The sequence below is a fragment of the Paenarthrobacter sp. NPDC089988 genome (genome assembly GCF_044748465.1).
Taxonomy (GTDB): Bacteria; Actinomycetota; Actinomycetes; order Actinomycetales; family Micrococcaceae; genus Arthrobacter.
Map to the genome: position 1 here is coordinate 47,032 of NZ_JBIVGD010000015.1, position 24,472 is coordinate 71,503.

Consider the following 24,472-nt stretch of genomic DNA (forward strand, 5'->3'; position numbering starts at 1 on the left):
TTGGGGGGACGCCTGCAAAGGCCCCATGACGCAAATTGATGCCCCGGGTTACCACCCGGGGCATCAGTTTTGTTTCGGCATGTGTCGCGGATTAGTGACGATCCGCGTCAGGGCAGGCTGCCATGGTTGACAGTCTTGTCACAAGCTAGGGTCCCCCGATGGGCAGTTCCACGGACACTGTGGTCCCGGCACCAAGCGTCGAGTCCAGGTCCAGGCGGCCCATGTGCCTGCTGACGATGTCCTGGGCGATGGCCAGTCCCAGGCCGCTTCCGGGGACGGCTGCCGCCGTCGCGTTGGAGGCCCGGTAGAAGCGCGTGAAGATGTGCGGGAGATCGTGCTCGGGAATGCCCAGGCCGGTGTCCTCGATTTGGACGACGGCCGCTTGGCCGCCATCCTCGGTGGCCGCCAGAACACTCGTGATGCCCACCCGGCCACCCTCGGGCGTGAACTTGATGGCGTTGGCCACGATGTTGGTGAACACCTGTTCCAGCTTGGCCTCGTCCGCAGTTACCTCGATGTCTTCAGAGGCCTCCACATAGGAGATGGCCACGTGCCGCGACTCCGCAAGCGGACGCAGCGTGGCAACCACCACCTGCAGCAGCTTGGCGATGTCCACGGGTTTGAGGTCCAGGTTGCTGCCGTCCTGCATGGACACCGTGAGCATGTCTTCGATGAGCCGGCGCAGCCTGTCCGAATTCCTGGCGATGACTTCCAGCATCTTTTTGATGCCGTCCGGCACGGGACCGCCCGAGCCGTCGCGGATCATGTCCAGGTAGGCGGTGATGGACGTCAGGGGAGTACGCAACTCGTGGTTCACTGTGGCCAGGAAGTCCGTCTTGGCTTTGTCGAGTTGCCGTAGTTGATGGAGAACCCGCTGCTGGGCGCTTATCAGGTGGCCCTGGATAAGGCCGTGTGCCACGTTCCCGGCAACGTGCTGCATGAGGTTGATTTCCGGGCGCGTCCACTCGTGGGTGGTCTTTTCTGTGGCCAGGAGGATAACGCCCAAGGCGGAAGCACCTTCGCCTACGGGCAGGATCGCCGAGGACACTGGATTGAGCTCGGGCGACCATGCACGCAGCGCCGCGGTGATACGCGACCCGGGTTCCTTACGGTGATCCAGAATGGCCCGGACATCCGCCTGGGTCCACAGCTTGTTGGCGAGGCCCACGATCACGCTCTCCATGTCGCCGAGCTTCGCGGGCAGTTGGGCCACGCCGGGGCGGTTCCATTGGGCACGGATGGAGGGGACCCGTTCGTCGCGGAACGTCGCGAACCACACATGGTCAACATTCAGGGCTTCGCCGAAGCCACGCACCACGAGGTCCGCAATGAGTTGGGGATCGTTGGTTTCCCGGATGGCGGACGAGACGTTGCGGAGGCTCTCACGCAGGGTTTCCACTTCGCCGCGGGCACGGGACCGTTCCTTGGACCGGCCGATAAGCGTGTTGACGCGGTAAACCAGTTCCTCGGGACGGACCGGATTGAGGACATAGTCCACCACGCGCCACGCTTCGACTTCTTCATGGTCCACCGGGTCACCGGTGTCGAGCAGCAACAGGACGGGGACGCCGGGGCTGCGGAGGCCGTGCGCCAGCGAGTTGTCCAGCACCACCACTGAATGGCTGTTGTGTTCCAGGCTGATGGCCAGGGATGCGGCGTTGGAGGCAGGAAACACCTGGAACCCCGCGGCAGTCAGCGCAGCAGAGGTCACCGTCAGCCGTTCGATGTCGGAGTCCGCCACCAGGGCGGTGAGTGAGACCTGCTGGACATCGGCCCTGTCCGAAACCACTGAGCCCCCTCCGATACAACGTTCGTTTCACGGCAAATACCAGATTTGGCAACACCCTATCAGCGCATGCCCCGGCTGCGGACCAGCGGCGCAGAATGCGTCGGAGGGTTCGGACCCAATCCTTGCCCCGGGGGGTCGCCGGCCTTAAAGTGCCTGTTGGGGCTGCCCGCCCCGACCAAACGCCAAGGAGCAACGTGGAGCACCCAAAAGCTTCGGAAGACCTTCAACCGGTCACCTTCCAACTGGAACTGGAGGAGCAGGGCATCCTGCGGCTGACGTGGCCGCGCGGAGCCAGGATCAAGGAAACGGACGCCCAGCGCGCCATGGACCGGGTCAACGAGCTCTGCGGAGCAGACCGGTATCCGATGATTGTGGACATGGCCACCACGGACGATGTGACCCGCGGAGCCCGCTCGGTTTTCGCCAAGCCGTGCCAGGCCAACCGGATCGCCCTGTGGGGTTCGTCCCCGGTGGACCGGGTCATCGCAAACTTCTTCCTGGGAATCATGAAGCCACCGTGCCCAACCCGTTTTTTCACGGACCAAACGGAAGCCCTGGAGTGGTTGGTTGAGGAATAAGTGCAGGTGAGGGCGGTGTGGCCCCTATATTGGGAGAATGCTGTCCGCTTTCCGGAAATACCTGCTGATTCCACGCCTGATCAGGCTTTCCTCTGGTGCGCCCAAAGATCCGCTGACGGCGTGGGACACGTACTGGGGCAATGTCCGTTCCACCGGGGCAGCGGGTGACGTCCTCTGGGATTCGGGAAGCGACCACGAGCTCGAGGGCTACCTTCCCAAATTCTCCCTGCTCGATCAGTCGCTTCCGATCGTGGACGTCGGTTGTGGGAATGGCAGTTTCACACGCTCACTGGCGAAGCATTTCCCGCACGCCCTTGGCTTGGATTATGCGGAAAACGCGGTGGACCGGGCACGGCTGGAATCGGACGGGAGTACGACGGCGAGCTACGGGGTCTGCGATATGACGGCACCCGACGCCGCGCGAACCGTGGCGACGGCCTGGGGCCGGGCGGGGTACGCCGGCGATGCGAACGTGTTCATCCGGGGCGTGCTCCACGTACTGGACCGCAAGGGCCGTGCCGCCTTGGCAGCCAACCTGCTGCCCGTCGTCGGAAAACGCGGCATGGTGTTCCTCGCCGAGACCAACTTCCCAGGCACGCCAGTGGACTACGTGACCCATTTGGGCGCGACGAAGGACTCCATTCCGGCACCGCTCGAATGGGCCATCCGCGGCCTGCCGATGCCGGGCCGCTTTGGTGCCGCGCAGCGCCGAAAGGCTTTCCCGGCGGCGGATTGGGAGCTCGTCGAGGAGGGCGAGACGAACATCGAGACCCGACCCCTGAGCAACCCGTCCAAGCCGGACGTGATCCCGGGCTACTACGCGATCCTGCGAGCCCGCTAGCACCCAACTGGGGGACAGCAAACGTCCCACTGAGGTCCCGTAGCGACGTTTGCTGTCCCCCAGTTGGGTGTACCGAGCGCTACTTGAGGCCGGCGCCGGGGAGGAGTTCGGTCGCGCCGAGGGAGTCAGCCACGAATGCGTAATCCCAGGCCCGTTCCCGCCACTGCACATAGCGTCCCGAAGCACCCCCATGGCCGCCGTCCATTTCGATCTTCATGACGATCGGCTGGGACCCCGTGGACGCCGAACGCAGCGCCTGGACCCACTTGGCCGGCTCCACGTACAACACGCGGGTGTCATTGAAGGACGTCACGGCCGCGATCTTCGGGTAGGCCACAGAACGCACATTCTCGTACGGAGTGTAGGACTTCATGTACGCGTAGGCCTCGGGGTCCAGGATCGGGTTGCCCCACTCTTCCCATTCCAGCGCGGACAGCGGAAGGTCCGGGTCCAGGATGGTGGTCAAAGCGTCCACGAACGGCACCTGAGCCACCACGGCCGCGTATTTTTCCGGTGCCAGGTTGGCGATGGCACCCATGAGCAACCCGCCAGCGGAACCACCCATGGCCGCAATCCGCCCCGGAGAAACCCACCCGGAGGAGGCCAGCCAGTCCGTCGCCGCGATGAAGTCCGTGAAGGTGTTCTTCTTGGTGAGCTTCTTGCCGTCCTCGTACCAGTGCCTGCCCAGCTCGCCGCCGCCGCGGATGTGCGCGATCACCATGACGATGCCACGGTCCAGCAGGGACAGGCGGGCCACGCCAAAGCCGGGGTCCATGCTCATTTCGTATGAGCCATATCCGTAGACCAAGCCCGCCGCCGTGCCGTCCTGCTGTACCGAAGCGTGCCGCAACACCGAGAGCGGAACCCGGGTGCCGTCGTCGGCCGTTGCCCATTCGCGCGTCGCCACGTAATTGGTGGGGGAGTAGCCGCCCAGCACTGGGCTCTCTTTGCGCAGCAGTAACTCGCCGGCCGGCTGTGAAGCAGTGGGCAGCACGAAGTCGTAGACCCGCGATGGCGTGAAGTAGGACGTGTAGCCCATGCGGATCACCGGGGCGTTGTAGTCGGAGCCGGAAACGCCCGCGGTGTACAGCTCCTCGTCGAAGGAGGGCTCAACCGGTGAGCCCTGCGCGGCAGTCCCCAGGCCCTCGAGTGGCAGCACCTGGACGCGCTCGATCGTGTCCTTGCGGATGGACAGCACCAGATGGGTGGCGGTCACGCCGGCACCGTTGACGCGTACCTGGTCGGAATGCCCGACGACGGTACGCCAGTGCTGCGCGGCCAGCGGCTTGGCCAGTTCTTCCGGATCCACCAGGCTCACCATGGAATTGATGGCGTCCTTGTTGTGGGTCAGGAGGAGCGTTTCGCGACCGTCCAGGAGGAACGGCTCGGCCTCGTAGAGGATGTGCTCGTCGCGGGAAATGACAGTGCTGAGGCCGGCTTCGTAGTCGTCGAAGCGGAGCAGGCGCGTTTCGCTGAACTCGGAGCAGCCGATGCTGAGCACCAGGTGGCGGCGGTCGGAAGCGAGTTCGAAGCCCAACCACATGGCGACGTCGTCCTCCTGGTACAGCACCTCGTCCTCGGTAACGGGCGTGCCCAGGACGTGGGCCTTCACCTGGTACGGCCGCCAGGAATCGTCCACCACGGTGTAGAAGAGGCGTGTGCCGTCGGGGGAGAAAGCAACCCCGTAGAAAATGTTCTCGATGACGTCAGGCAGGAGCTCACCGGTGCGGAGGTCCTTGATGCGCAGGGTGAAACGTTCGTCGCCGGCGTTGTCCACGGCGTAGGCGTAGAGGTTGCCGTCGATGGTTACGGCGGCCCCGCCGATGCTGAAGAACGGCTGGCCCTCGGCTTCCACGTTGCCGTCCAGGAGGATCTCCTCGCCCGGGACCGACACACCCGGCTCCACGGATGGCGGCGTCCAATCGGCCACGCGGTCTCCGGTGTCTTCAGCCCGGACGCGGCACTGGATGCTGTATTCCTTGCCCTCCACCGAGCGGCTGTAGTACCACCAACCGTCCTTGCGGCTGGGCACGGAAAGGTCGGTTTCCTGGGTGCGGCCCTTGATCTCCTGGAACATGGCCTCGCGGAGGGGCTCCTGGTGTGCGGTGACGGCCTCCTGGTAGCTGTTCTCAGCATTGAGGTGCTCCACTACCTCGGGTGACTCCTTGTCCCGCAACCACTCGTAGTTGTCCACGAAGACATCGCCGTGGTGTTCGCGGTGGACAGGGACCTTCTTGGCGACAGGAGGCTGAACTGCCGGTTCCGTGGCAGCGGCAGGTGCGGGGGAGATGTGGCTCATGTGGTCACTTTATCGACGGGCTCTGACAGCGAGCCAGCAATTTCGCTGAGAGCGCCGGGAAGCCCGCAGGCAGAGGTGGATTCCTGCGACTTGGACGTACGGACCCGAAGTGTCGTCATGACCGGCGTTATCCGCCACTACCTATATTGCGAGCACAGATTCGCACCGTTCCCGGATAAATCGGAGGCTCCCATGGTCTTGCATCAGCAGCACGTCACCCACGTTGGCAGCGTGGGTCTTCAGTCGTTCCGACACTTCGAGTCGAGCCCCATGACAGGGACGATGCGGCGCTCCTATGTAGACCTCGAGGTTGTCATCCCCGCCTACAATGAGGCCGCCCGGATTCCTGGCACCTTGAGGCAGACCGTCGACTTCCTGGCCGGCCAGCCATGGTCGTCCCGGATCGTGGTGGTGGACAACGGCAGCGTGGACGAGACTGCAGCGGTTGTCCGCAGGATTTCGCATGAAACCCAGCACGAAGTGCCGATCTCCGTAGTGGGATGCTCCCGCCGCGGGAAAGGAGCCGCGGTCCGTCGTGGCCTTCTCAGCGGCACATCCCGGTTCACCGGCTTCTTTGACGCGGACCTGGCCACGCCTTTGGAGACGCTGGTAGAAGTCATGACGCACCTCTCCGACGGCGCGGCCGCCGTCATAGCATCCCGCCACGCACCCGGCTCCAGGTTCGTACAACCGCAACACCCCGTGCGCAGGGTAGGGGGAACGGCCTTCCGCGTCTTGACCAGATCCAAGGTCAAGGGCATCCGCGATACCCAATGCGGCTTCAAGTTCTTCGAACGCGAAGCACTCACCGCAGCCATGGTGCAGTGCCGCAGCACTGGGTTCGCCTTCGACGTGGAACTGCTTCTGCGGCTCCAGCACAACCACTCCAGCATCATCGAACTGCCAGTGTCGTGGACAGACGGTGCCGGGTCCACGTTCCGCCCCATTCGCGACGGGGTTTCCAGCTTCGCCTCGGTGATCCAGCTCCAGAAAGCAATGCTGTGACTAACTCCCTACCCGATTTCAACTCCCCCGAGCGGCTCGCCGGAAAGCAGGTCCTGGTCCTCAACTGGCGCGACATCAGGCATTCGCAGGCCGGGGGTGCCGAGCAATACATGCACGAGATCTCACGCAGGTGGGTGCAGAGCGGGGTCCGGGTCACCTGGTTTACAGGGCGCGACGACGGCCAAGCGGCTGAGGACGTCATCGACGGTATCCGCATGCTCTTTGGCACGACGTGCCGGACTCGGGCTGGTAGGCGGGAACCCTGGCCCCCCGGATTCGCCGTTCACCGGCGGTTCGGCACTGTCGGACAGTCTGTCGGATCAATTGCGGAGGGCTCCTGTCTACGCTGCGGAATGCGGGATGACCATGTTCCTGTTCGGCTTTGAAGACGACCTCTTCAACGATCGCAACGGGGTGACTCTTGAAGACTACGGCGATGCGATGAGTAAACTGCGGGCCCTCAAATAGTCCCGTCACGTTCTCGCGGCTGTACGCACTGATCATATGACTGCCTCAGAGCCGCGCAGACGATTTCATCAGAAGTCCGCGAGGCAATAAAGGAGTCTCATTCCCCCCAAGCTTGAAAGTCCGATTGGAGACGCTTCTGTGAACAACCAACGTAAGGCCAAAGCATGCCAGGTGTTTTCTCTGATGAGTGGTTCCCCGGGCTCCACGATCTCAAGCGGGAGAAGGCCCGGGCTTCGAGCGTATAGGCTACTGGTCGCTTCGGGCGCAGCGTTGCTGATGGTGAGCACATTGGCGCCGGGCGCTAACTCTGCGACAACATCGGCTTCCGTTGCGTACGCAGTGACTCCTGCTGGAGCCGGATGTGATCTCAGCGGTGCAACTGGCAGCAGTGCCACCACCCAGTACCCCGTCACGGCGACCCCGAACGACGCCATCGACGACACGTCCGGTATCCAAGGAAAAATCAACGCCGCAGGGAGTGCCGGCGGCGGGATTGTAAAACTGCCTGCAGGTACGTTCGTCATTAACGGCAAGCTCCGCATGGCGAGCAACGTGAAGCTGGAAGGTGTGGGGCCCGCAACCATATTGAAGGCCGGTCCCTCGTTCATGGGCAATAAAGGCCCGGCCGGCGGATACCCCATAGTGACAACAGCCGGGGCAGACAACACCACATTGTCGAACTTCACGGCGGACCAATCAGGTGACACGTTGAATGGCAACGTCACGGGCCGTCTGAATGAGTACGTGGTAGATGTACGCGACTCGATCAATTCTCTGGTCCAAGGCGTGCACACTAAGAACCCGTTCACCTACTCGATCGCATTCGTGGGTGGTTCAAAGTGGTGCGTCAGGGCGAGCAGCACACAATCCGCAACCAACGGGAAGTACGTGGAATTGGATGGTATCCATGCCATGAACACGAGCCGCGGCGATATTGTCGGAAATGTCGTTGACCAGCGAAAGGGAACCGATGGGGACGACGGCATCGCCATTCACACATACGGTGCCGAGGACGTCCACGATATCCGGGTCGCCAACAATTCTGTGCGCGGGGGCAGGCATGGCGCAGGTATTGACCTGGCTGGTGGATCCGGAGCGATCTACAACATCGATCTGGTGGGCAACACTGTCTGGGGTTCTCCACGCGGTTTGGAGGACGCCTATTACGACGGGACCAAACAGATCCACCACATCAAAGTGGTAGGCAACGCCTTCAAGGACAACGACGTCAAGACCACCGGCGGGGCTGTGGACTTTGAGCGCCCGGTCACCTACGCGACGATGACGGACAACACGGCGTGCAACTCAGGCGGCTATCGACTTCCTGCTGGTACGGGAAACGTAGGCCTGCGCAACAGTCAGAGCGCTGCGTGCTGAATCGGCATGCGGTGGATTGAAGAGGTCCACCAATCAATGCCGGGAAGTGCGGCGACCAGCGTAGCGAGTTCAGTCTGAACGGGCTGTCAGGGCGGCGTCCTGATGAGTGAATTGGAGACTTCAGTCAGTAGGGGGTGCGCTGGCGACAGCAACCCGGTTCCTGCCTGAGGCCTTCGCCGCATACAGCGCCAGATCCGCTTCCTTGAGGAGTTGCTCTGTTCCGGAAGGGTGCTCGTGGCTGTGCGCGGCGACCCCCGCGCTGATGGTCAGCACGCCGTCCGGATCACCCGAGTGTTCGATGTCCAGCGCGTGCACGGCCGAGCGGACGCGCTCCATGACACCCTCGGCACCTGAAGCACCCTGCCCGCGAAGGACCAGCAGGAACTCTTCCCCACCGAATCGGTACACGCCATCGGTCTCCCGCACCTCCGCGGCGAGCGTGGCTGCGATGGCCACAAGCGCGGCGTCTCCCGCCTGGTGTCCGTAAAGGTCGTTGTAGCTCTTGAAGTTATCCACGTCCACCATGGCCAGGCAGTACTCCTGCCCGTAGCGGTCGCTGAGGCTGTGGAGCTCTGCCAGGTCCTCGGTGAGCTTCAACCTGTTGTGCAGCTTGGTGAGCGGATCGGTGCGGGCCTGCTCAGTCAACGCGGAACGGTACCGGGCCAGATCGGCGTGCAGGGAAGTGATCCGTTGCGCAGCGAGCAGGCGGATGCGCAGGTTGAAGGGATCCAGCGGTTTGGTGACGTAATCGTCCGCGCCCGCTTCCATGCCTGCCAGCACATCGTCCCGGGAACCATGGGAAGTGACCAGGATCAGGTACGTGTACGAGTCGCCTTCGGAAGAACGGATGGTCCTGCACAGGTCCAGTCCGTTCATGCCCGGCATCATGAGGTCCGTGACCACCGCTTCAGGGCGGTGCAGTTGGTACAGCTCCCAGGCTTGGTCCCCGTCCAGCGCCACAATGCACTCATGGCCGGATTGCTCCACCGCGGCTTTGGTGATGAGGCGGGAAATCTGGTCGTCGTCCGCGATCAGGACTTTCATGGGGCTCCCAACAAGGTCCGCTCGAGCGCCTGGTCAACCCGGGCGAGTTCGTCTTTCAACTGTTCAATCAGCGGCGTGGCGTCGGCTTCCAACCCCGGGCGGTCCTCCCGGCCCAGTCGTTCCAGGTCCTTGGCCAGGCCGGCGGCGCCCACCGCTCCAATGTTGCCTGCCGCTCCCGACAGTTTGTGCGCCGCCAATTGGAGGGCCTTGCCGTCGCCAGTGGACAGTGCGTTGCTGAGGTGGGCAAAGGAGCGTTCGGCTTCGTCGCGGAAGGCCGTGACGGCTGCCGGCAGCAGGCTGGGGCCGAGTTCACGCAGCAGCTGCAGCCGCTCGGCGTCCAAGGGCGCGGGACCGTCCAGCACCGCTGGAACGTCCAGCACCGCGTTAACGCCCGACGCCGGTGCTGCCGCGGTCGAGGGTGGTTCGCCCGCCGATTGCTGCGGCGCGGCATCCGGAAGGTGCCCGGCACCCACCGCCGGTTGCACCGGGTCCCGACCAGCCGGCGTCGTGCTTTCTCCTGAAGCGGCGCCGGCAGAAGCGGCCGGGACCCACTTGGCCAGGACCGCGCCCAACTTGTCCACGTCCACCGGCTTGCTGACGTAATCGTCCATTCCGGCGGCGAAGCAGCGCTCGCGGTCCTCGTCCAGCGCCCCGGCAGTCATGGCGATGATCGGGATCCTGTAAGTGCCGTGGTCTCGCGTCCGGATGGTGCGGGTTGCTTCGAAGCCGTCCATCACGGGCATGTGACAGTCCATGAGAACAGCAGCGTATTTGCCGGTCAGGGTGGCAGCGACTGCTTGCGCGCCGTCGTCCACGATCTCCACGTCGTAGCCCAGGCGGTTCGCCATGCCCCGCGCCACCAGCTGGTTGACTTCGTTGTCCTCGGCCACCAGCAGCGTGCCGAGCCGCGGGAGGGCCGGCACGGGAAGTTGCGGTGCGATGGGTTCGGCTGCCTTGCGTGGGCTCGTCTTGGTGGCCATGAGCCTCAACAACCGGTTGTAGAACTCGGAGCTGCGCACCGGCTTGGTGAGGTATTCGCGGATCCCGGCGGACGTGAGGTCTGCCTTGTCCACGGCCATGGTGGAGGTGAGGAGGATGATCCCCGGCGACGGCGTTCCGTTGCTTTCGGCCTTGATGCGGCGGGCGAGCTCCAGGCCGTCGGTGTCCGGCATGCACATGTCCACCACGGCGAGGTCGTAGGGGCTGTGGGCGGTGGCGGCGGCGTGGTACTCGTCCAGCGCGCTGCGGGCGTCGGCGACGGCCACCGGCACCATGCCCCAACTGGCGAGCTGGTTCTCCAGGACCAGCCGGTTGGTGGCGTTGTCATCAACCACCAGGACCTTCCGGCCGGAGAGCGATGCCGGAAGGGCTTCGGTGTCCGGGGAAACCGGACCGACAGGCAGATCCAGTACAAACCAGAACTTGCTGCCCACGCCTACGCGGCTGTCGAGCCCGATGTCGCCGCCCATGGCTTCGGTGAGCTTTCGGGAAATGGCGAGGCCCAATCCGGTCCCGCCGTAGCGCCGAGTGGTGGACGCGTCTGCCTGGGCGAAAGAATCGAAGAGACGGCGGTGGTCTTCCGGCCGGATGCCGATGCCCGTATCACGCACCTCGAAACGCAGTTTGGCGTCCTCACCATCCTGCTCAAGGACCGCCACCTGGATTTCCACCTCACCGTTGGCGGTGAACTTGACCGCGTTGGAGGACAGGTTCAGCAGGATCTGGCGAATACGTCCGGAGTCGCCCATGAGCCGCGCTGGAACGTCAGGGTGGCAATAGGAAATGAGTTCGAGGTCCTTGCTCTGCGCTGCCTCGGCCACCAGTCCGGCGACTTCGTCCACCAAGGCACGCGGATCGAAGGAGGCGATGTCCAGGTCCACTTTCCCGGCCTCAAGCTTGGAGAAGTCCAGGATGTCGTTGATCAGCGTCAGGAGCACTTCGCCGGCACCCTTCACGCCCTGGGCGTACTGGCGCTGGGCCTCGCTGAGCTCTGTGTCCATCATGAGCGAGGTCAGGCCGATCACGGCGTTGAGCGGGGTACGGATCTCGTGGCTCATGGTGGCCAGGAACTCCGACTTGAGCCGGCTGGCTTCGAGTGCGGCTTCGCGGACGTCCAGAAGTTCGGCCTCTGCTGCCCTGCGCTCGGTGATGTCCCTGGAAATGGTTGCCACACCGCGGATTCCATCCGGGCCACGGACGGGGGACATGGTGATGGAGACCGGGATGCTTTTGCCATCCCGGCGAGTGCGTTTGGTTTCGTAATTTTGGATGGTTCCGGAGGCTGCGGTGAGGGCGATGGCGTCGCGTTCCTCCACCAGCAGTTCGTTTGGGATGAAGAAGGTGCTGTTCCGGCCGATGGCCTCCGACGACGGGTAGCCGTAGATCCGTTCGGCGCCCGGATTCCAGCTGGTGATGATCCCATCGGTGGTCTTGCCAACAATCGCATCGCCGGAGGAATTGACGATCGCACCGAGGCCCTCGAGTTCGGCCGTGCGTTCGGCGACTTTCGTCTCCAGCTCCCGGGTCAGCGTGACATTCTCGACGACGATCAGCACCTGCCGCACGATGACGAACGCGACCACCACCAAGCCTGTAACGAGAAGGATCGGGTCGGTGCCGATGGGGCGGCTGCGCGAGAAGAACACAGCGCTGAAGACAGGGAGGTAGGGGAGGAGCTCCAGCATCGCAGCATAGGCCCTCCCGTCCTTGCGCTGCCGGTCTGCTTCCGGGACCAGCGGACTCAGTGCTACCAAGAGGAACGCAATCACCCAGCCAAACGCCAAAGGGGAGCCGGTGACTCCCGTAATGCCTTCAAGGGTGAAGCGCACGTAGGTCAGGTCGGTGATGGCGAGGATCCAGAAGCCGATACCCAGGCACAACCACGGCAGGCGGCGGCCCCGTGCCGCGCGCATGGTCAGGACAATGACCACCGAAACCATGAACACGTCTGCGATTGGGTACGCCATCTGCGTGGCTTGGGCAAAGGCGTCCTGGTTGGATTCCTGCGCAAGGGGGCCCAACACAGAGCTCCATGCAATGAAGAAGGTTGCGCTGGCAACCACACCCGCATCCAGGATGGTCCGCCGTAACGACAACCTCAGTCCCTGCCCCCGGAGCAACAGGACCAGCCCGACGGCCGTTGGAAGGGCATACCAAACGAACCCGATGTCCGCGAGTGACGGGAAAGGGTACTGGTGGTCAAGGGTGATCCCATTGACCACCCATACAGTTTGTCCCGCACTCCACACAGCCAACCCGGCCACCACGAACCAGCGCCCCACAGCGTTGCCCGGCCGTTTGTAAGCGGCCCGCGCGTGCGTGGCGAGTGCGGTGAGCACCGCCAAAAGGATGGCCAGATCGCCGGCGAGTTGCGCCGTCGTGCTTCCAATCCCGCTACCCAGACCGACGGCGAGCAACACGGCGCAGACGCCCGCAGCGATCAGGAACAGCGGCAAACCCTGCCAACCGGTTGGGCGTACCGGACCAACCCCAAGCTTCACTTCTGCCACTGAACCCCTGCCTTCAACCGTGGCCCCACCAAAAGCGAACAGCGCCTCTTGCCCTCGCGCTGATGCGAGCATACGTGAAACCGACCTGAGTATCAGCACCTATCGGCATCAGTCGTCGTCCCGATAGATGCTGAGCACTATTTGGGTGAAGCCGTGGAGAGAAGTTTCGCCAGTTCCTCGTTGGAGAGCTTCGTCCACGCCGTGTCCGAGGAACCCTGCAGCGCAGCCTCCGGGCTCTGGGCCTGGACCCACCACTTGGCCTCGAAGACCTTCTGGTCGAACATGACGCGGTCACCCTTCCGGTACACCGCGGCGGACGACCATTCCGGATAGGTCCCCACCGGGACTGTTACTTCCGGTTGGGGCTTGTCTCCGGGGAGAACCGGCCCGATCAATGTCCATGGCGCAGTTGCCCCGTTGGCCACGGGGTTGTTGGGCACATCGTTCTTGGTCCACCACTTCGCCTCGTAGACGTTGCCTTGCCAGACAATGCGGTCCGATTTGGAGTACGTGGCGATGGGCGACCAGATCGGGTACGGGCTCGTGGCGGGATCGTCAACCACTGCGCTCGCCGTGCCGGTGTCCGTGGGGACCGCCGCCGTGGTGGCAGGGGCACCCTGCTCCGAAATGTCAGCACCAAGGACCGCGGAGAAGAGGGCACCACCTTGGGAGACACCGCTGCACGCGTCAGAGACCACGGAGATAGTGGGGTAGTTGGGGCCACACTCGGCGTCGCGGTTCAGGGACCACATGGACATGCGGCCCACGCCCTTGTTTTCGGCGAAGTCGTGCAGGCCCTGGGCGTCGGCCAGTGTGAAGACATCGGCAACAACGTCGTTCTGGCCGATCATGGGGGTCAGGCCGATCTTCCGCCACAGGGTCTGGGCGCCCAGGTCCTGGTTGGCGGCCTTGAACACGTCGCTCAACTGGGCGTGCGTTGCCTCGGCTGCAGCAACGGAAGCCTGGAGCATCGACTGGCCGGGAACGCGGCTGTCGCCGTAGTCCATGGTCATGATGTTCACGCCGGCCAGGTCAACGCCGGCGTCCAGCATTTGCTTCACCGCGGCCGTTCCTTCGGCGGTAAGGCCGCTGGGCGCCACGGGAAGGGTGAGCCACACGGCAAGGCCCTTGTCCGCGGCCCTGTCCTTCTGCAGTTCCCCCACTGACTTGGCCAGCCGCGCCAATGCGGCCTTGTCTGACAGTGCGGCGCCCTCGATGTCCAGGTCGATCGAGGTCAATTCGTATCGGTCCACCACGCTGGCGTAGGCAGCCTTGAGCTTGGTCTCGTCGGTGCAGGCAGTGGAAAGTTCCTTGTTGGTCAAGCCGCCGAAGGAGACGCTGACGTTGCCTCCGGACTGACGCAGCCTGGCGATGCGACGGTCCAGGTCCAACTGTGAGGCTGCCGCATCGAGGCTGTAAAAGGTCCCCCACGACGGGGTGCAACCATCCTTGGCATCGGCGACGATGAAGGACAGGACCACGGATTTGGCGTTTGCATTAACTGGCTGTTCAAACGCATACCGCGGGGTGGCCGTGACGTCCACGTATCCGGCAAATACAGAGGGTGAAGCTGCCGCGGCCCGGGTGTCGGTGTAACTGCGCCATGAAACGACTCCAGCAGTTACGAGTCCTCCCAGAACGAGCAACAGGACGGAAAGCCTCACAATGGACAGCTTGCGCCCCGGGAAATACTTCGACATGGAACACCCAAACGTTGAGGGGAATTTTGAGGTGGAACAAGGTACATAGCGTGGTGCGGAGCCGCCGAATAAGACCAGCGCTGTCAACCCTTAGAGACAGGAAATAACAGATGCCCAACGTCGATTACTATAAGGGCAATCGACGTGACTTGGGGCATAGAGCGTGCACGTCGAACCGGACATCGGGCAAACCGTCCCGTAATGCAGTCTGATGGGGAAACATGACAGACCAGCTGGTTGATTCACCTGATCTTGCGCGAAATTCGGCGGAAACGCCGGAAGAAGCAGCGGAAGGCAAGGGACGCAAGAGGCAGTGGGGTTCCGAACGCAGGTCGGAGCCGCTCGCTATCGTGCACCCGACGCCGTCATCGCGAAAGATCGTCCTGGGCCGTTTGGCTATTTTGGTTACGATCGCCTCGTGGATTTATTACGTGGTTTCCACCATCATCCGGCAGTTCGTGGATAACCCGAACTCCGGATTCCGTTTTGGCCTGGAATCGGTTTCTTACCTTGTTGTAGTTACTTTCTTGACCTTTTCTGCCCTGATGTACCTCCTGGCACGCCAAGGAGCGCTTTACAGGTTCAAGGAGCACCGCCGGGTACCGCGGGGTGAATTGGATAATCATTTCACCAACTATTCGGATGGCATTACCGTCCTGGTGCCTTCCTACGCGGAAGAGCCGGGGGTGGTCCGCGGAACGCTCTGGTCCGCAGCACTGCAGGAATTCCCTGATTTGAGCGTTGTCCTGCTCTTGGACGATCCCCCCAACCCCACAGACCCGGCAAAGATCCAGCGGCTGGATCAGACGCGGGCCCTGGCGGGCCAGATCCAGAAAGCCATGTCCGAGCCGGCGCAACGTGCAAGCAAGGCCTTGGAAGGTTTCCGTGCGGCCTACGGCCATTCGCCCGCCACGTCTGACGCCCCGTCGGCCTCCGCCAAGGAACTCCAGTTGCTTATCGCGGAGTACGAGGCCGCCGTGGAATGGCTGGAGGCCATGGCGGAGGCGGAGTCCGTCCAGGACCACGTGGACGAATTCTTTGTTGATCTGGTGATCATGGGCCTGGCCCGGGAACTCAGGCTCGTGTTGCTGGCGCTGCAGGCGGCGAAGGCCCAAAAGACTGCGCCTAGCCCGGAGCGCATGGAGCAGTTGTACCTGCGCCTCACCTGGATCTTCAACGTCCGCATGGACACGTTCGAGCGGAAGGCCTACGCCAGCCTGTCCCACGAGGCCAACAAGGCCATGAACCTCAACGCGTACATCTCGCTCATGGGCAAGCGTTGGCGGAAGGACCATACGGACGGAAGCGTGGTTCTGCGGCCCACCACCACAGAGCGCGAGGATGACCTGGTGGTGCCGGACAGCACGTACCTGCTGACCCTCGACGCCGATTCCCTCTTGCTGCGCGATTATTGCCTGCGGTTGGTGTACTTCCTGGAATCGGCCGGCAATGAGAGGGTGGCGGTCACCCAGACCCCGTATTCCTCGTTCCGCGGCGCACCTACCCGAATCGAGCGCATTGCCGGAGCCACCACGGACATCCAGCACATCCTGCACCAGGGCATGTCCTACTACGGCGCCACCTTTTGGGTGGGAGCCAACGCGATCATCCGCAAGTGTGCTTTGGAAGACATCGTGGAAGTGGAAACCGTGGGCGGGTTCGAGGTCCGGACCTACATCCAGGACCGGACGGTCATTGAGGACACCGAGTCCAGCATCGACCTCGGAACCCATGGCTGGACCTTGGTGAACTACCCCGAACGCCTGAGCTACAGCGCCACCCCACCGGATTTCGGTTCGTTGGTGGTGCAGCGGCGGCGGTGGGCCAACGGCGGCCTCCTGATCCTGCCCAAGTTGTGGAACCAGCTTTCCCAGCGGCGCATGCAGCGCCAGCGGATCCTCATCCGCGAGGTGCTCCTGCGCGTGAACTACATGGCCTCCATCACGTGGGCCAGCTTTGGACTCTTGTTCCTGCTCGCATACCCCTACGACAGCAGGCTCCTGAGCCCGGCCGTGTTCATCGCGGCCTTGCCCTACTTCCTGTGCATGGGTTCGGACCTGCGGGATTGCGGCCACCGGTTCAGTGACATCTTCCGGATCTACGGCTTCAACCTCATCCTCCTTCCGGTGAACCTTGCCGGCGTGCTCAAGTCCCTCCAGCAGGGCCTGACCGGCGACAAGATTCCGTTCGTCCGCACCCCCAAGGTCAAGGACCGGACCGCCGCGCCGGCCATCTACGTGCTCATTCCGTACCTGATTGTCGCGTTCTCCGTCCTGACCATCTGGCGGGACGTGCAGCAGCAAAACTGGGGCAACGTAGCCTTCGCCACCTTGAACGCCGTGCTGGCCATGAGCTGCATCCAGGCCTACATCGGTATCTGGAACTCCGTGGTGGACATCGCCCTGGGTGCCGTCAACTGGCTCTACGTCACGCCCAAGACCAAGGCACCGGAGGTGTCCCTCGTGGTTCCCAAAACCGCGGAGGAAGTGGACTGGAAGTCCATCCTGTACCACGGTGACCGCAGGCTCAACCGTGACCTGCGCGGCGGAACCGACCGCCGGCGTCGAATCTCACTGCGCTGACGCTCGCTGCGCTGACGCACCCCGACTGAAACCCGGGCCTGGCACCTTGCCGGGCCCGGGTTTTCTCGTTCCCGCTTCGAAGGTGTTGCCGTATTGATCCAGCCCAATGTCAAGCCCGCCCCGAATCCCACCCAAAAGGTTGACTGAAAACGCCGGCTCCGCATATTCTGAACGAACGGTCGGTAATTTATTAGGAGCAACCATGGCATCGCAGAATCTGCAGTCTGTGCCCGCTGAGCTGTCCCCGGAGGAACAGGAGCGGGAGGCAGCCGGTCAGGCGTACTTTGATCGCATCATCTCGGAAGACTCGCGCATCGAACCGCGCGACTGGATGCCGGCGGCTTACCGCAAGACTTTGCTGCGCCAGATCTCGCAGCACGCGCACTCGGAAATCATCGGCATGCAGCCGGAGGCCAACTGGATCACCAGGGCACCGAGCCTGAAGCGCAAGTCCATCCTCATGGCGAAGGTCCAGGACGAGGCAGGCCACGGCTTGTACCTCTACTCCGCAGCGGAGACGCTGGGGCAGACCCGGGACAAGATGATGGAAGACCTCATTGCCGGCAAGGCCCGGTACTCGTCCATCTTCAACTACCCCACGATTTCCTGGGCGGACATGGGTGCCATTGGCTGGCTTGTTGATGGCGCGGCCATCTGCAACCAGGTGCCCCTGTGCCGTGCCTCGTACGGTCCTTACGGCCGCGCAATGGTGCGCATCTGCAAGGAAGAGTCCTTCCACCAGCGCCAGGGCTTCGAGATCCTGCTGGAATTGTCCAACGGCACGCCTGCGCAGAAGCAGATGGCCCAGGACGCAGTGAACCGCTGGTACGCGCCGTCGCTCATGATGTTCGGCCCGCCGGATGACGATTCACCCAACTCCAAGCAGTCCATGGCGTGGAACATCAAGCGGTTCAGCAACGACGAACTGCGCAGCCGGTTCGTCGGCATGATGGTGGAGCAGGTAAAGGTCCTGGGCCTGACCCTCCCGGACAAGGATGTCCGCTTCAACGAAGAGACCAAGAAGTGGGAGCACGGACCCCTGGACTGGAACGAGTTCAAGGAAGTCCTGGCCGGCCGCGGTCCCTGCAACTCGCAGCGCATCGAGCGTCGCCGTGAGGCACACGAGGACGGTGCCTGGGTTCGGGAAGCCGCCGCAGCCTACGCCCGCAAGCAAGCAGAGAAAGTGAACGCAGCATAATGGCTCCTCACGGAAACCCCGAAGCACCGGCCAGCGCCGCTGGCGAAGTCGCCAGCGAGGCACCCAAGGTTGCGGCAAGCACGACGGCGGCACCGGCCACCTCCGGCGCGGCGCACGAAACACCGTGGTCCCTGTGGGAGGTCTTTGTCCGCTCCAGCCGTGGCTTGTCCCACGTCCACGCCGGCTCCCTGCATGCCCCGGATGCGGCCATGGCCCTCCGGAATGCCCGTGACCTGTACACCCGCCGCAACGAAGGCGTGTCCATCTGGGTTGTCCCGGCCGAGGCCATCGCGTCCAGTGATCCGGATTCCAAGGGCGCGTTCTTCGAGTCGCCCCAGGGCAAGGATTACCGCCACGCGACGTATTACACCAAGAGCGAAGGCGTGAAGCACCTATGACTTCCCACGAAACGAACACTGACTTCGCGATCGACGGCCACGGCGATATTTCGGTGGGCGTCCACGGCGCCGGTGCCTCCGGTGACGGTTCGGCCAGTGCCACCCGCATCACGCCGGGCAACGCGCTGCGCCCCGAGGACATCGCCCTTGAAATCCGCCGCGGCCAGGTGAAGCCCAGCGAAGACGTTGCCGGGTTCGCCCTGCGGATCGGCGACGACGGACTGATCCTCGCCCAGCGCCTGGGCCACTGGATCTCCCGTGCCCCCGAGCTGGAGGAAGACATTGCCCTTGGCAACATCGCGCTGGACCAGTTGGGGCATGCCCGCTCCTTCCTGACCTACGCCGGTGCCGCCTGGGACAAGTCTGAGGACGACTTGGCCTACTTCCGCCGCGAACACGAGTTCCGCTCGGCGCACCTGTTCGAGCAACCCAACGGTGACTTCGCTGTGACCATTGCGCGCCAGTTCATTGTGAGCTTCTACCAGTTCGAGCTGTACACCGCGCTCGTGGCATCCACGGATCCCACTATCGCAGCCATCGCGGCGAAGGCCGTGAAGGAAGTGGACTACCACCGCGACCACAGTGCCCAGTGGGTGCTGCGCCTGGCCGGTGGTACGGACGAGTCCCGGGCCCGCATGATCCAGGGCTTCAAGCTCGTGTGGCCGTATGTGGACGAACTCTTCGAGGACGACGAGCTCACCACGCGCCTGGCCGAGGCCGGGGTCACGGTGCAGCCGTCCAGCCTTCGCGAGGCGTTCGACCGTCTTACCGGGGAGATCCTGGCCGAAGCAGAACTGGAAACACCGGACGTCCCGCAGTCGCTCGGTGGCGGACGTCGCGGCAAGCACTCAGAACACCTTGGCTACGTCCTTGCCGAAATGCAGGTCCTGGCCCGTGAACACCCCGGCGCGAGCTGGTGACCATCATGGCAACCCTCTCAAGGACTGAAGAGCAGCGGGCCTGGGATATCGCGTCCACGGTCTGCGACCCGGAAATCCCCGTGCTCACCATCGAGGACCTGGGGATCCTGCGCGGCGTGCGGGTTGTGGAAGTACCCCAGGTTGAGGGTCCGCACGACGGCGGCGCCGCACGTACCGCCGTCGAGGTCACCATTACGCCCACCTACTCGGGCTGCCCGGCGATGGACGCGATCGGCGACGACCTGCGGACCGCGTTCCGCGACGCCGGGTATGCGAGCGTGCACGTGAACCTGGTGCTCTCGCCGGCCTGGACCACGGACTGGATGACCGAGTCCGGCAAAGCAAAGCTGGAGGAGTACGGCATCGCCCCGCCTTCGGGCCGCGCCGCAGCCGGTGGCCATTCAGGGCCCGTCCGGCTCAGCCTCGCCGTGAAATGCCCACAGTGTTCGTCGCTGAACACCAAGGAACTCACCCGATTCGGTTCCACGTCCTGCAAAGCGTTGTTCGTCTGCCAGGACTGCAAGGAGCCGTTCGACTACTTCAAAGTCCTCTAAGGAAATCCATGACCACCGAAACCCAGACGGCCAGCCGCCGTCGTGCGTCTTTCCACAACCTGACCGTCTCGGAAGTCCGGCGCCTCACGGACGATGCCATCGAGGTAACGTTCGGTGTGCCCACAGAGCTGGCTGGTCAGTACGACTACCTTCCAGGCCAGTACGTCGCCCTGCGCACCACGCTGCCGGATGAGAACGGTGAGCCGCACGAGGTCCGCCGCAGTTACTCGATCTGCGCAGAGCCGCGTAGCTTCGAGGATGGCAGCAGCGAAATCCGGGTGGCCATCAAGAAGGACCTGGGCGGTGTCTTCTCCACGTGGGCCAATGCCGAGCTGAAGGCCGGTGACGTGCTGGACGTCATGAGCCCGCAGGGTGCGTTCATCTCCCGGCACGGCAAGGATGGCGCGGCCGTGCAGCACAACGTGATGAACTCGATGAACCACCCCGAGGAGCTTGCCGGGGATGCGGGCAGCTTCGTGGCCATTGCCGCTGGATCGGGAATTACACCCGTCATCGCGATTGCCCGGACGCTGCTCGCCGCTAACCCGGAGACCCGCTTCGACCTGATCTACGCCAACAAGGCAGCCATGGACGTGATGTTCCTGGAGGAGCTGGCGGACTTGAAGGACAAGTACCCGTCGCGCCTGGCCCTGCACCACGTGCTGTCCCGCGAACAGCGAATTGCGCCGCTCATGACCGGCCGCATCGACGCGGAGAAGCTGCAGGCGCTGCTCTCTTCAGCCATCCACGCGGAGGACGTGGACGAATGGTTCCTGTGCGGGCCGTTCGAGCTGGTCCAACTGTGCCGTGACACGCTCGCTGCGCGCGGCGTCGAGCCTGAGCACGTCCGTTTCGAGCTGTTCACCACCGGCCGCCCGGACCGTCCCGAGGGTCATGCGGGCCGTCCAGTTGTGGAGGACGAGTCGCAGGAAACGTTCAAGATCACGTTCAAGCTGGACGGCCTCACCGGCGACGTCGCGAGTCCGACGCACGCCCGCGAATCGATCCTCAACGCCGCGCTGCGTGTCCGTCCGGACGTGCCCTTCGCGTGTGCCGGCGGCGTGTGTGGCACCTGCCGTGCCAAGCTGGTGACCGGAACCGTGACCATGGATGAGAACTACGCCCTGGAACAGGACGAGCTGGACAAGGGCTACGTCCTCACCTGCCAGGCCCACCCCACCAGCGAAGAAGTGACCGTCGACTTCGACGTCTAAGGAGTCCCCATGATCGAACTCTCCCTTGAAAACGGCATTGCCGAAATTGTCCTCAACGCCCCGGAAAAGCTGAACTCGCTCAACGAGGACGCACTGATTGAGTTGGGCAAGGCGTACGACGACGCTGCTGCCGCCGCCTCCCGCGGTGAAGTGCGGGCGCTGCTCCTTCGCGGAGACGGACGTGCCTTCTGCGCAGGTCGCGACATTGCCGGAGTCACGCCCGAAACGGACGATGCCCAGGCGTACCTTGGTGGCTTGGTTGAACCGCTATTGAAGAAGATGGCTTCTTTTCCTGCGCCCACTTTCGCGGCCGCGCACGGGGCCTGCCTGGGTGTTGGATTGGGGCTGCTGTTGGCTACGGACGTGGTGTACGTGGCGGAAAATGCCAAGTTCGGATCTCCCTTTGCCAAGCTCGGGGCCACGCTCGACTCGGGTGGCCACTGGTACTTCACCGAGCGCTTGGGCATGCACCGCACGCTGGACCTGATCTACACGGCGGACCTCATCTCAGGCTCGGAGGCCGTGGCGCAAGGGCTGTTCAGCCGAGCCATGCCGGCGGAGGTCCTGCTGGATTCAACCCGCGAAATCGTTGCGCGGGTGGCTGTTGGTGCGACCCAGGCGTTCGTTGCCTCCAAGGATCTCGTGGCGCACATCCGCGACCAGCGGCTGGGGCTTTGGGAGTCCATGGCCGAGGAGAATACCGAGCAGGCACGCCTGTGCAAGACCGACGACTACGCCGAGGGTTTCCGCGCGTTCCAGGAGAAGCGGCCCTCGGTTTTCAAGGGATAGCCCGCAGTCGGGAGTGGCAGAATGATGGTGAAGCCCTTCCAAGGGATGGCCCGCCATTCAAGCCAGCTGCGGCATATCAGGATGTGAGATGAAGAGAGTCAGTTACACCCCAGAGCTAGCGGAAGCCGTGCGAAGAAAGTCGCGCGACGCCGCCAAGCCCATGAGCGGCAACCACCGTCTGACTTCAGTTGCACCTGCGCGGGTTCCGCTTGAGGTCATCGCTGACCAGGTGAGCGCGTCGATGGCGGTCGAAGGCCGGGGGCTCTCTTCCACGTTGCACGTCAGGCCCACCGACGCTTCGAAGAGCCTGATAGTCAGCGTCGTTGCCCGATCCGCCGAACGTCGTCGGAAATTGCAGGGCAAAGCGGGAGAATGAATCCCCACTACCAGAGCACTCCGGTGGATGCCGACGAAGCGGCGCCGGGGGCGGCTTAGGTGAAGTCTTTCAGGAGCTTGTAGCCGGCCACTTTGCCCTCCAGCGAAATGACGGCCATTCCGTCGTCCGTGGTGTCGACGTCGGTGAGGGCGCCGAAGGTGAACGATGGTACGGCGGTTCCGCCCTTCGTGCAGGGGAAAGCGGAAAAGGAGCCGGTTCCGGGTACGTTTTCGTATGGGCCGTTGGGCGGAGTGGTGTACGTGGTGGGCTTCAGGCAAACGAAGACGTCCTCGAAGGTGGTCCCTCCGTACTTCCCGGTGCGCGTGTCCAACAGATTCGCGCTATAGAACGTCCCCGCAATTACCCTGTCGCCGCGGGTCGCCGAGGGCAGCAGACCGTAGGTATCCCATGTCCGCAGTTCCACGGGCTTGCTTTCCCACTCTGCGTGGCCAGTCAGCGGATCGTAGCCGACCACCTTCGAATGGCCGCCCCGATACGTTGCGGAGGGAAACTCGACGGAACCGTCGATGTACTCGCAACGGACAGGCAGAGCCTCACCGTCTCCTAGCTTGGTAGCTGCGGTCCCAACAGATTTGGCGCAGTCCAGATGCGACCCCTCGGCAGACCACAGAAGCCTGGCGCTGGAGGCACGGAAGCCGATTGTCTTGGTGGTTTCGCGCAGGTTCAAGGTGAAGGTCCGCTCCATGAACTTGTCGGGCGGTGTGTCTGTCGGATTGATTCCAACTGACCCCACGTACAAGTCCAGCTTTTCGGAGTACGTGAAGTAGCCTCCCATGTCCGTGGTGGCGCCCTTGCCGAACAACGTCTCCAGGTCGACCTCCCACAGGACCTCGCCATAGGAGACGTGGGCAAGCTTCTCGACCCCGCCCTTCACCACTGAGTAGAGTTGCTTGCCCACTGGCCTGAAGTTGCCGGTGAGCGGGTTGACGTCAGGGCCGGCAAACTCCTCGCCTGCATCGAGGTCCACCCAATGTTCCAGTGTCGTCGCTGTCTCGTCGTAGGCAATGAAGCACATGTCCTCGATGTCATCGCAGGCAAAGGGACGCGTGCTGACCAGTTCCGGCCGTCCGCGATACAACTCCTTGCCTGTTTGCAGGTCAAACGCCACAGCAGTTGTCCACCACGAAATGGAGCCGTCGGTGTCTTTCGGCGGCGGGCTCGCCTGCAGGAAAATAGCAGCGCTCCTGCCCGAGGCGGTCTTGGTCACGGCAGGTTCCAAGGGGACCGAGGGAGCTTCGTAGCCGGGATGCACGGGTTGTTTCCAGAGCTCCTTGCCAGTGGAAACAGAGATGGCGTGCGCCTCCACTCCACCGGAAGCCTTGGCGTAAACCAGTGCGACGCCGTCGGAAACCACAGGCTGTCCCAGGGGTTCGAGCGGAACCTCCCATGCCGCCGTCGTGGTTTCGGTGTTCCGCGCATTGGGCGCCTTGGTTGGGGCTGGCGAGGTGGGTGTTGCCTTCGGCATTCCCGGCAAGGGGAGGGCAACACAGGAAGACAACAGCAGCGCTCCCACAGTGGCCAGGCCCACACCGAGAAGCTTAAAGCGCTTTCGCCCACCGGCAGTGGAGGCGGATGACATCATGGTTCCCCCAAGGAACGTTTGAGGTTCAGCACCTGTTCGGTGTTTGTTCCAAACCAGAGATTGCCAACTGGACGTGGCTGAGATAGAGGATAGCGGACATCCGCGGCGTTGTTACTGCTGCGACGGCGCGGGGTTGCGTCCGGAACCGAGATTCACCGCCCACGGCTGTGGTAGCTGGGCCAGGCAGTAGGCCGTCCAGCCAGTACGCAGGTTTCTCCCAGGTGGAAA

General features: G+C 63.4%; 18 protein-coding genes. 12 read left to right on the forward strand and 6 right to left on the reverse strand.

Annotated features, from left to right (window positions below; all coding sequences use genetic code 11):
• Positions 1-145 precede the first annotated feature (145 nt).
• A complete protein-coding gene (locus ACIPV6_RS17200; RefSeq protein WP_400272035.1) occupies positions 146-1,789 on the reverse strand; it encodes an ATP-binding protein in 1,644 nt (547 codons plus the stop codon).
• Positions 1,790-1,983: 194 nt separating this feature from the next.
• Between ACIPV6_RS17200 and ACIPV6_RS17205 the strand changes: the two genes are divergently transcribed.
• Positions 1,984-2,367, forward strand: a complete 384-nt coding sequence (locus ACIPV6_RS17205; RefSeq protein WP_400272036.1) for an STAS/SEC14 domain-containing protein — start codon at positions 1,984-1,986, stop codon at positions 2,365-2,367.
• A gap of 37 nt (positions 2,368-2,404) precedes the next feature.
• Positions 2,405-3,208 (forward strand): methyltransferase domain-containing protein, encoded by an 804-nt coding sequence (locus ACIPV6_RS17210; RefSeq protein ID WP_400272037.1) that lies wholly within the window; start codon positions 2,405-2,407, stop codon positions 3,206-3,208.
• Positions 3,209-3,287: 79 nt separating this feature from the next.
• Here the strand turns inward: ACIPV6_RS17210 and ACIPV6_RS17215 are convergent, their stop codons facing one another.
• The gene (locus ACIPV6_RS17215) at positions 3,288-5,507 is read right to left on the reverse strand and encodes a S9 family peptidase (protein WP_400272038.1); all 2,220 of its coding nucleotides are present in this window, start codon (positions 5,505-5,507) and stop codon (positions 3,288-3,290) included.
• A gap of 192 nt (positions 5,508-5,699) precedes the next feature.
• Here ACIPV6_RS17215 and ACIPV6_RS17220 point away from each other — a divergent pair, with 192 nt between their 5' ends.
• Positions 5,700-6,512, forward strand: coding sequence for a glycosyltransferase (locus ACIPV6_RS17220; RefSeq protein ID WP_397325491.1), 813 nt, complete (start codon positions 5,700-5,702; stop codon positions 6,510-6,512).
• An 807-nt stretch (positions 6,513-7,319) separates the two neighbouring features.
• The gene (locus ACIPV6_RS17225; RefSeq protein WP_400272039.1) at positions 7,320-8,357 is read left to right on the forward strand and encodes a glycosyl hydrolase family 28-related protein; all 1,038 of its coding nucleotides are present in this window, start codon (positions 7,320-7,322) and stop codon (positions 8,355-8,357) included.
• Positions 8,358-8,477: 120 nt separating this feature from the next.
• Here ACIPV6_RS17225 and ACIPV6_RS17230 read toward each other — a convergent pair whose 3' ends face one another.
• The 3 genes from ACIPV6_RS17230 to ACIPV6_RS17240 form a co-directional block, all read right to left on the reverse strand.
• Positions 8,478-9,401, reverse strand: coding sequence for a diguanylate cyclase (locus ACIPV6_RS17230; protein WP_400272040.1), 924 nt, complete (start codon positions 9,399-9,401; stop codon positions 8,478-8,480).
• Positions 9,398-12,910, reverse strand: coding sequence for a response regulator (locus tag ACIPV6_RS17235; RefSeq protein ID WP_400272041.1), 3,513 nt, complete (start codon positions 12,908-12,910; stop codon positions 9,398-9,400). The genes ACIPV6_RS17230 and ACIPV6_RS17235 overlap by 4 nt, the downstream gene beginning before the upstream one ends.
• A 137-nt stretch (positions 12,911-13,047) precedes the next feature.
• Positions 13,048-14,610: a chitinase gene (locus ACIPV6_RS17240; RefSeq protein ID WP_400272042.1), complete on the reverse strand. Its 1,563-nt coding sequence runs from the start codon at positions 14,608-14,610 to the stop codon at positions 13,048-13,050.
• A 221-nt stretch (positions 14,611-14,831) separates the two neighbouring features.
• Here ACIPV6_RS17240 and ACIPV6_RS17245 point away from each other — a divergent pair, with 221 nt between their 5' ends.
• The 8 genes from ACIPV6_RS17245 to ACIPV6_RS17280 all read left to right on the forward strand — a co-directional run bounded on the left by ACIPV6_RS17245 (position 14,832) and on the right by ACIPV6_RS17280 (position 22,641).
• The gene (locus ACIPV6_RS17245) at positions 14,832-17,192 is read left to right on the forward strand and encodes a glycosyltransferase family 2 protein (protein WP_400272043.1); all 2,361 of its coding nucleotides are present in this window, start codon (positions 14,832-14,834) and stop codon (positions 17,190-17,192) included.
• A gap of 202 nt (positions 17,193-17,394) precedes the next feature.
• On the forward strand, positions 17,395-18,390 hold the full coding sequence (paaA, locus tag ACIPV6_RS17250) for a 1,2-phenylacetyl-CoA epoxidase subunit PaaA (protein WP_397325502.1): 996 nt from the start codon (positions 17,395-17,397) through the stop codon (positions 18,388-18,390).
• The gene (gene paaB / locus ACIPV6_RS17255) at positions 18,390-18,788 is read left to right on the forward strand and encodes a 1,2-phenylacetyl-CoA epoxidase subunit PaaB (RefSeq protein ID WP_397325503.1); all 399 of its coding nucleotides are present in this window, start codon (positions 18,390-18,392) and stop codon (positions 18,786-18,788) included. The genes paaA and paaB overlap by 1 nt, the downstream gene beginning before the upstream one ends.
• Positions 18,785-19,708, forward strand: a complete 924-nt coding sequence (gene paaC / locus ACIPV6_RS17260) for a 1,2-phenylacetyl-CoA epoxidase subunit PaaC (protein WP_400272044.1) — start codon at positions 18,785-18,787, stop codon at positions 19,706-19,708. Before paaB ends, paaC begins: the two co-directional genes overlap by 4 nt.
• A 5-nt stretch (positions 19,709-19,713) precedes the next feature.
• Positions 19,714-20,262: a 1,2-phenylacetyl-CoA epoxidase subunit PaaD gene (gene paaD / locus ACIPV6_RS17265; protein ID WP_400272045.1), complete on the forward strand. Its 549-nt coding sequence runs from the start codon at positions 19,714-19,716 to the stop codon at positions 20,260-20,262.
• Positions 20,263-20,270: 8 nt separating this feature from the next.
• The gene (paaE, locus tag ACIPV6_RS17270) at positions 20,271-21,476 is read left to right on the forward strand and encodes a 1,2-phenylacetyl-CoA epoxidase subunit PaaE (RefSeq protein WP_400272046.1); all 1,206 of its coding nucleotides are present in this window, start codon (positions 20,271-20,273) and stop codon (positions 21,474-21,476) included.
• Positions 21,477-21,485: 9 nt separating this feature from the next.
• Positions 21,486-22,265, forward strand: coding sequence for an enoyl-CoA hydratase/isomerase family protein (locus tag ACIPV6_RS17275; protein WP_400272047.1), 780 nt, complete (start codon positions 21,486-21,488; stop codon positions 22,263-22,265).
• An 88-nt stretch (positions 22,266-22,353) separates the two neighbouring features.
• On the forward strand, positions 22,354-22,641 hold the full coding sequence (locus ACIPV6_RS17280) for a hypothetical protein (RefSeq protein ID WP_400272048.1): 288 nt from the start codon (positions 22,354-22,356) through the stop codon (positions 22,639-22,641).
• Between the two features lie 55 nt (positions 22,642-22,696).
• Here ACIPV6_RS17280 and ACIPV6_RS17285 read toward each other — a convergent pair whose 3' ends face one another.
• The gene (locus ACIPV6_RS17285; protein WP_400272049.1) at positions 22,697-24,244 is read right to left on the reverse strand and encodes a hypothetical protein; all 1,548 of its coding nucleotides are present in this window, start codon (positions 24,242-24,244) and stop codon (positions 22,697-22,699) included.
• Between the last annotated feature and the right edge of the window lie 228 nt (positions 24,245-24,472).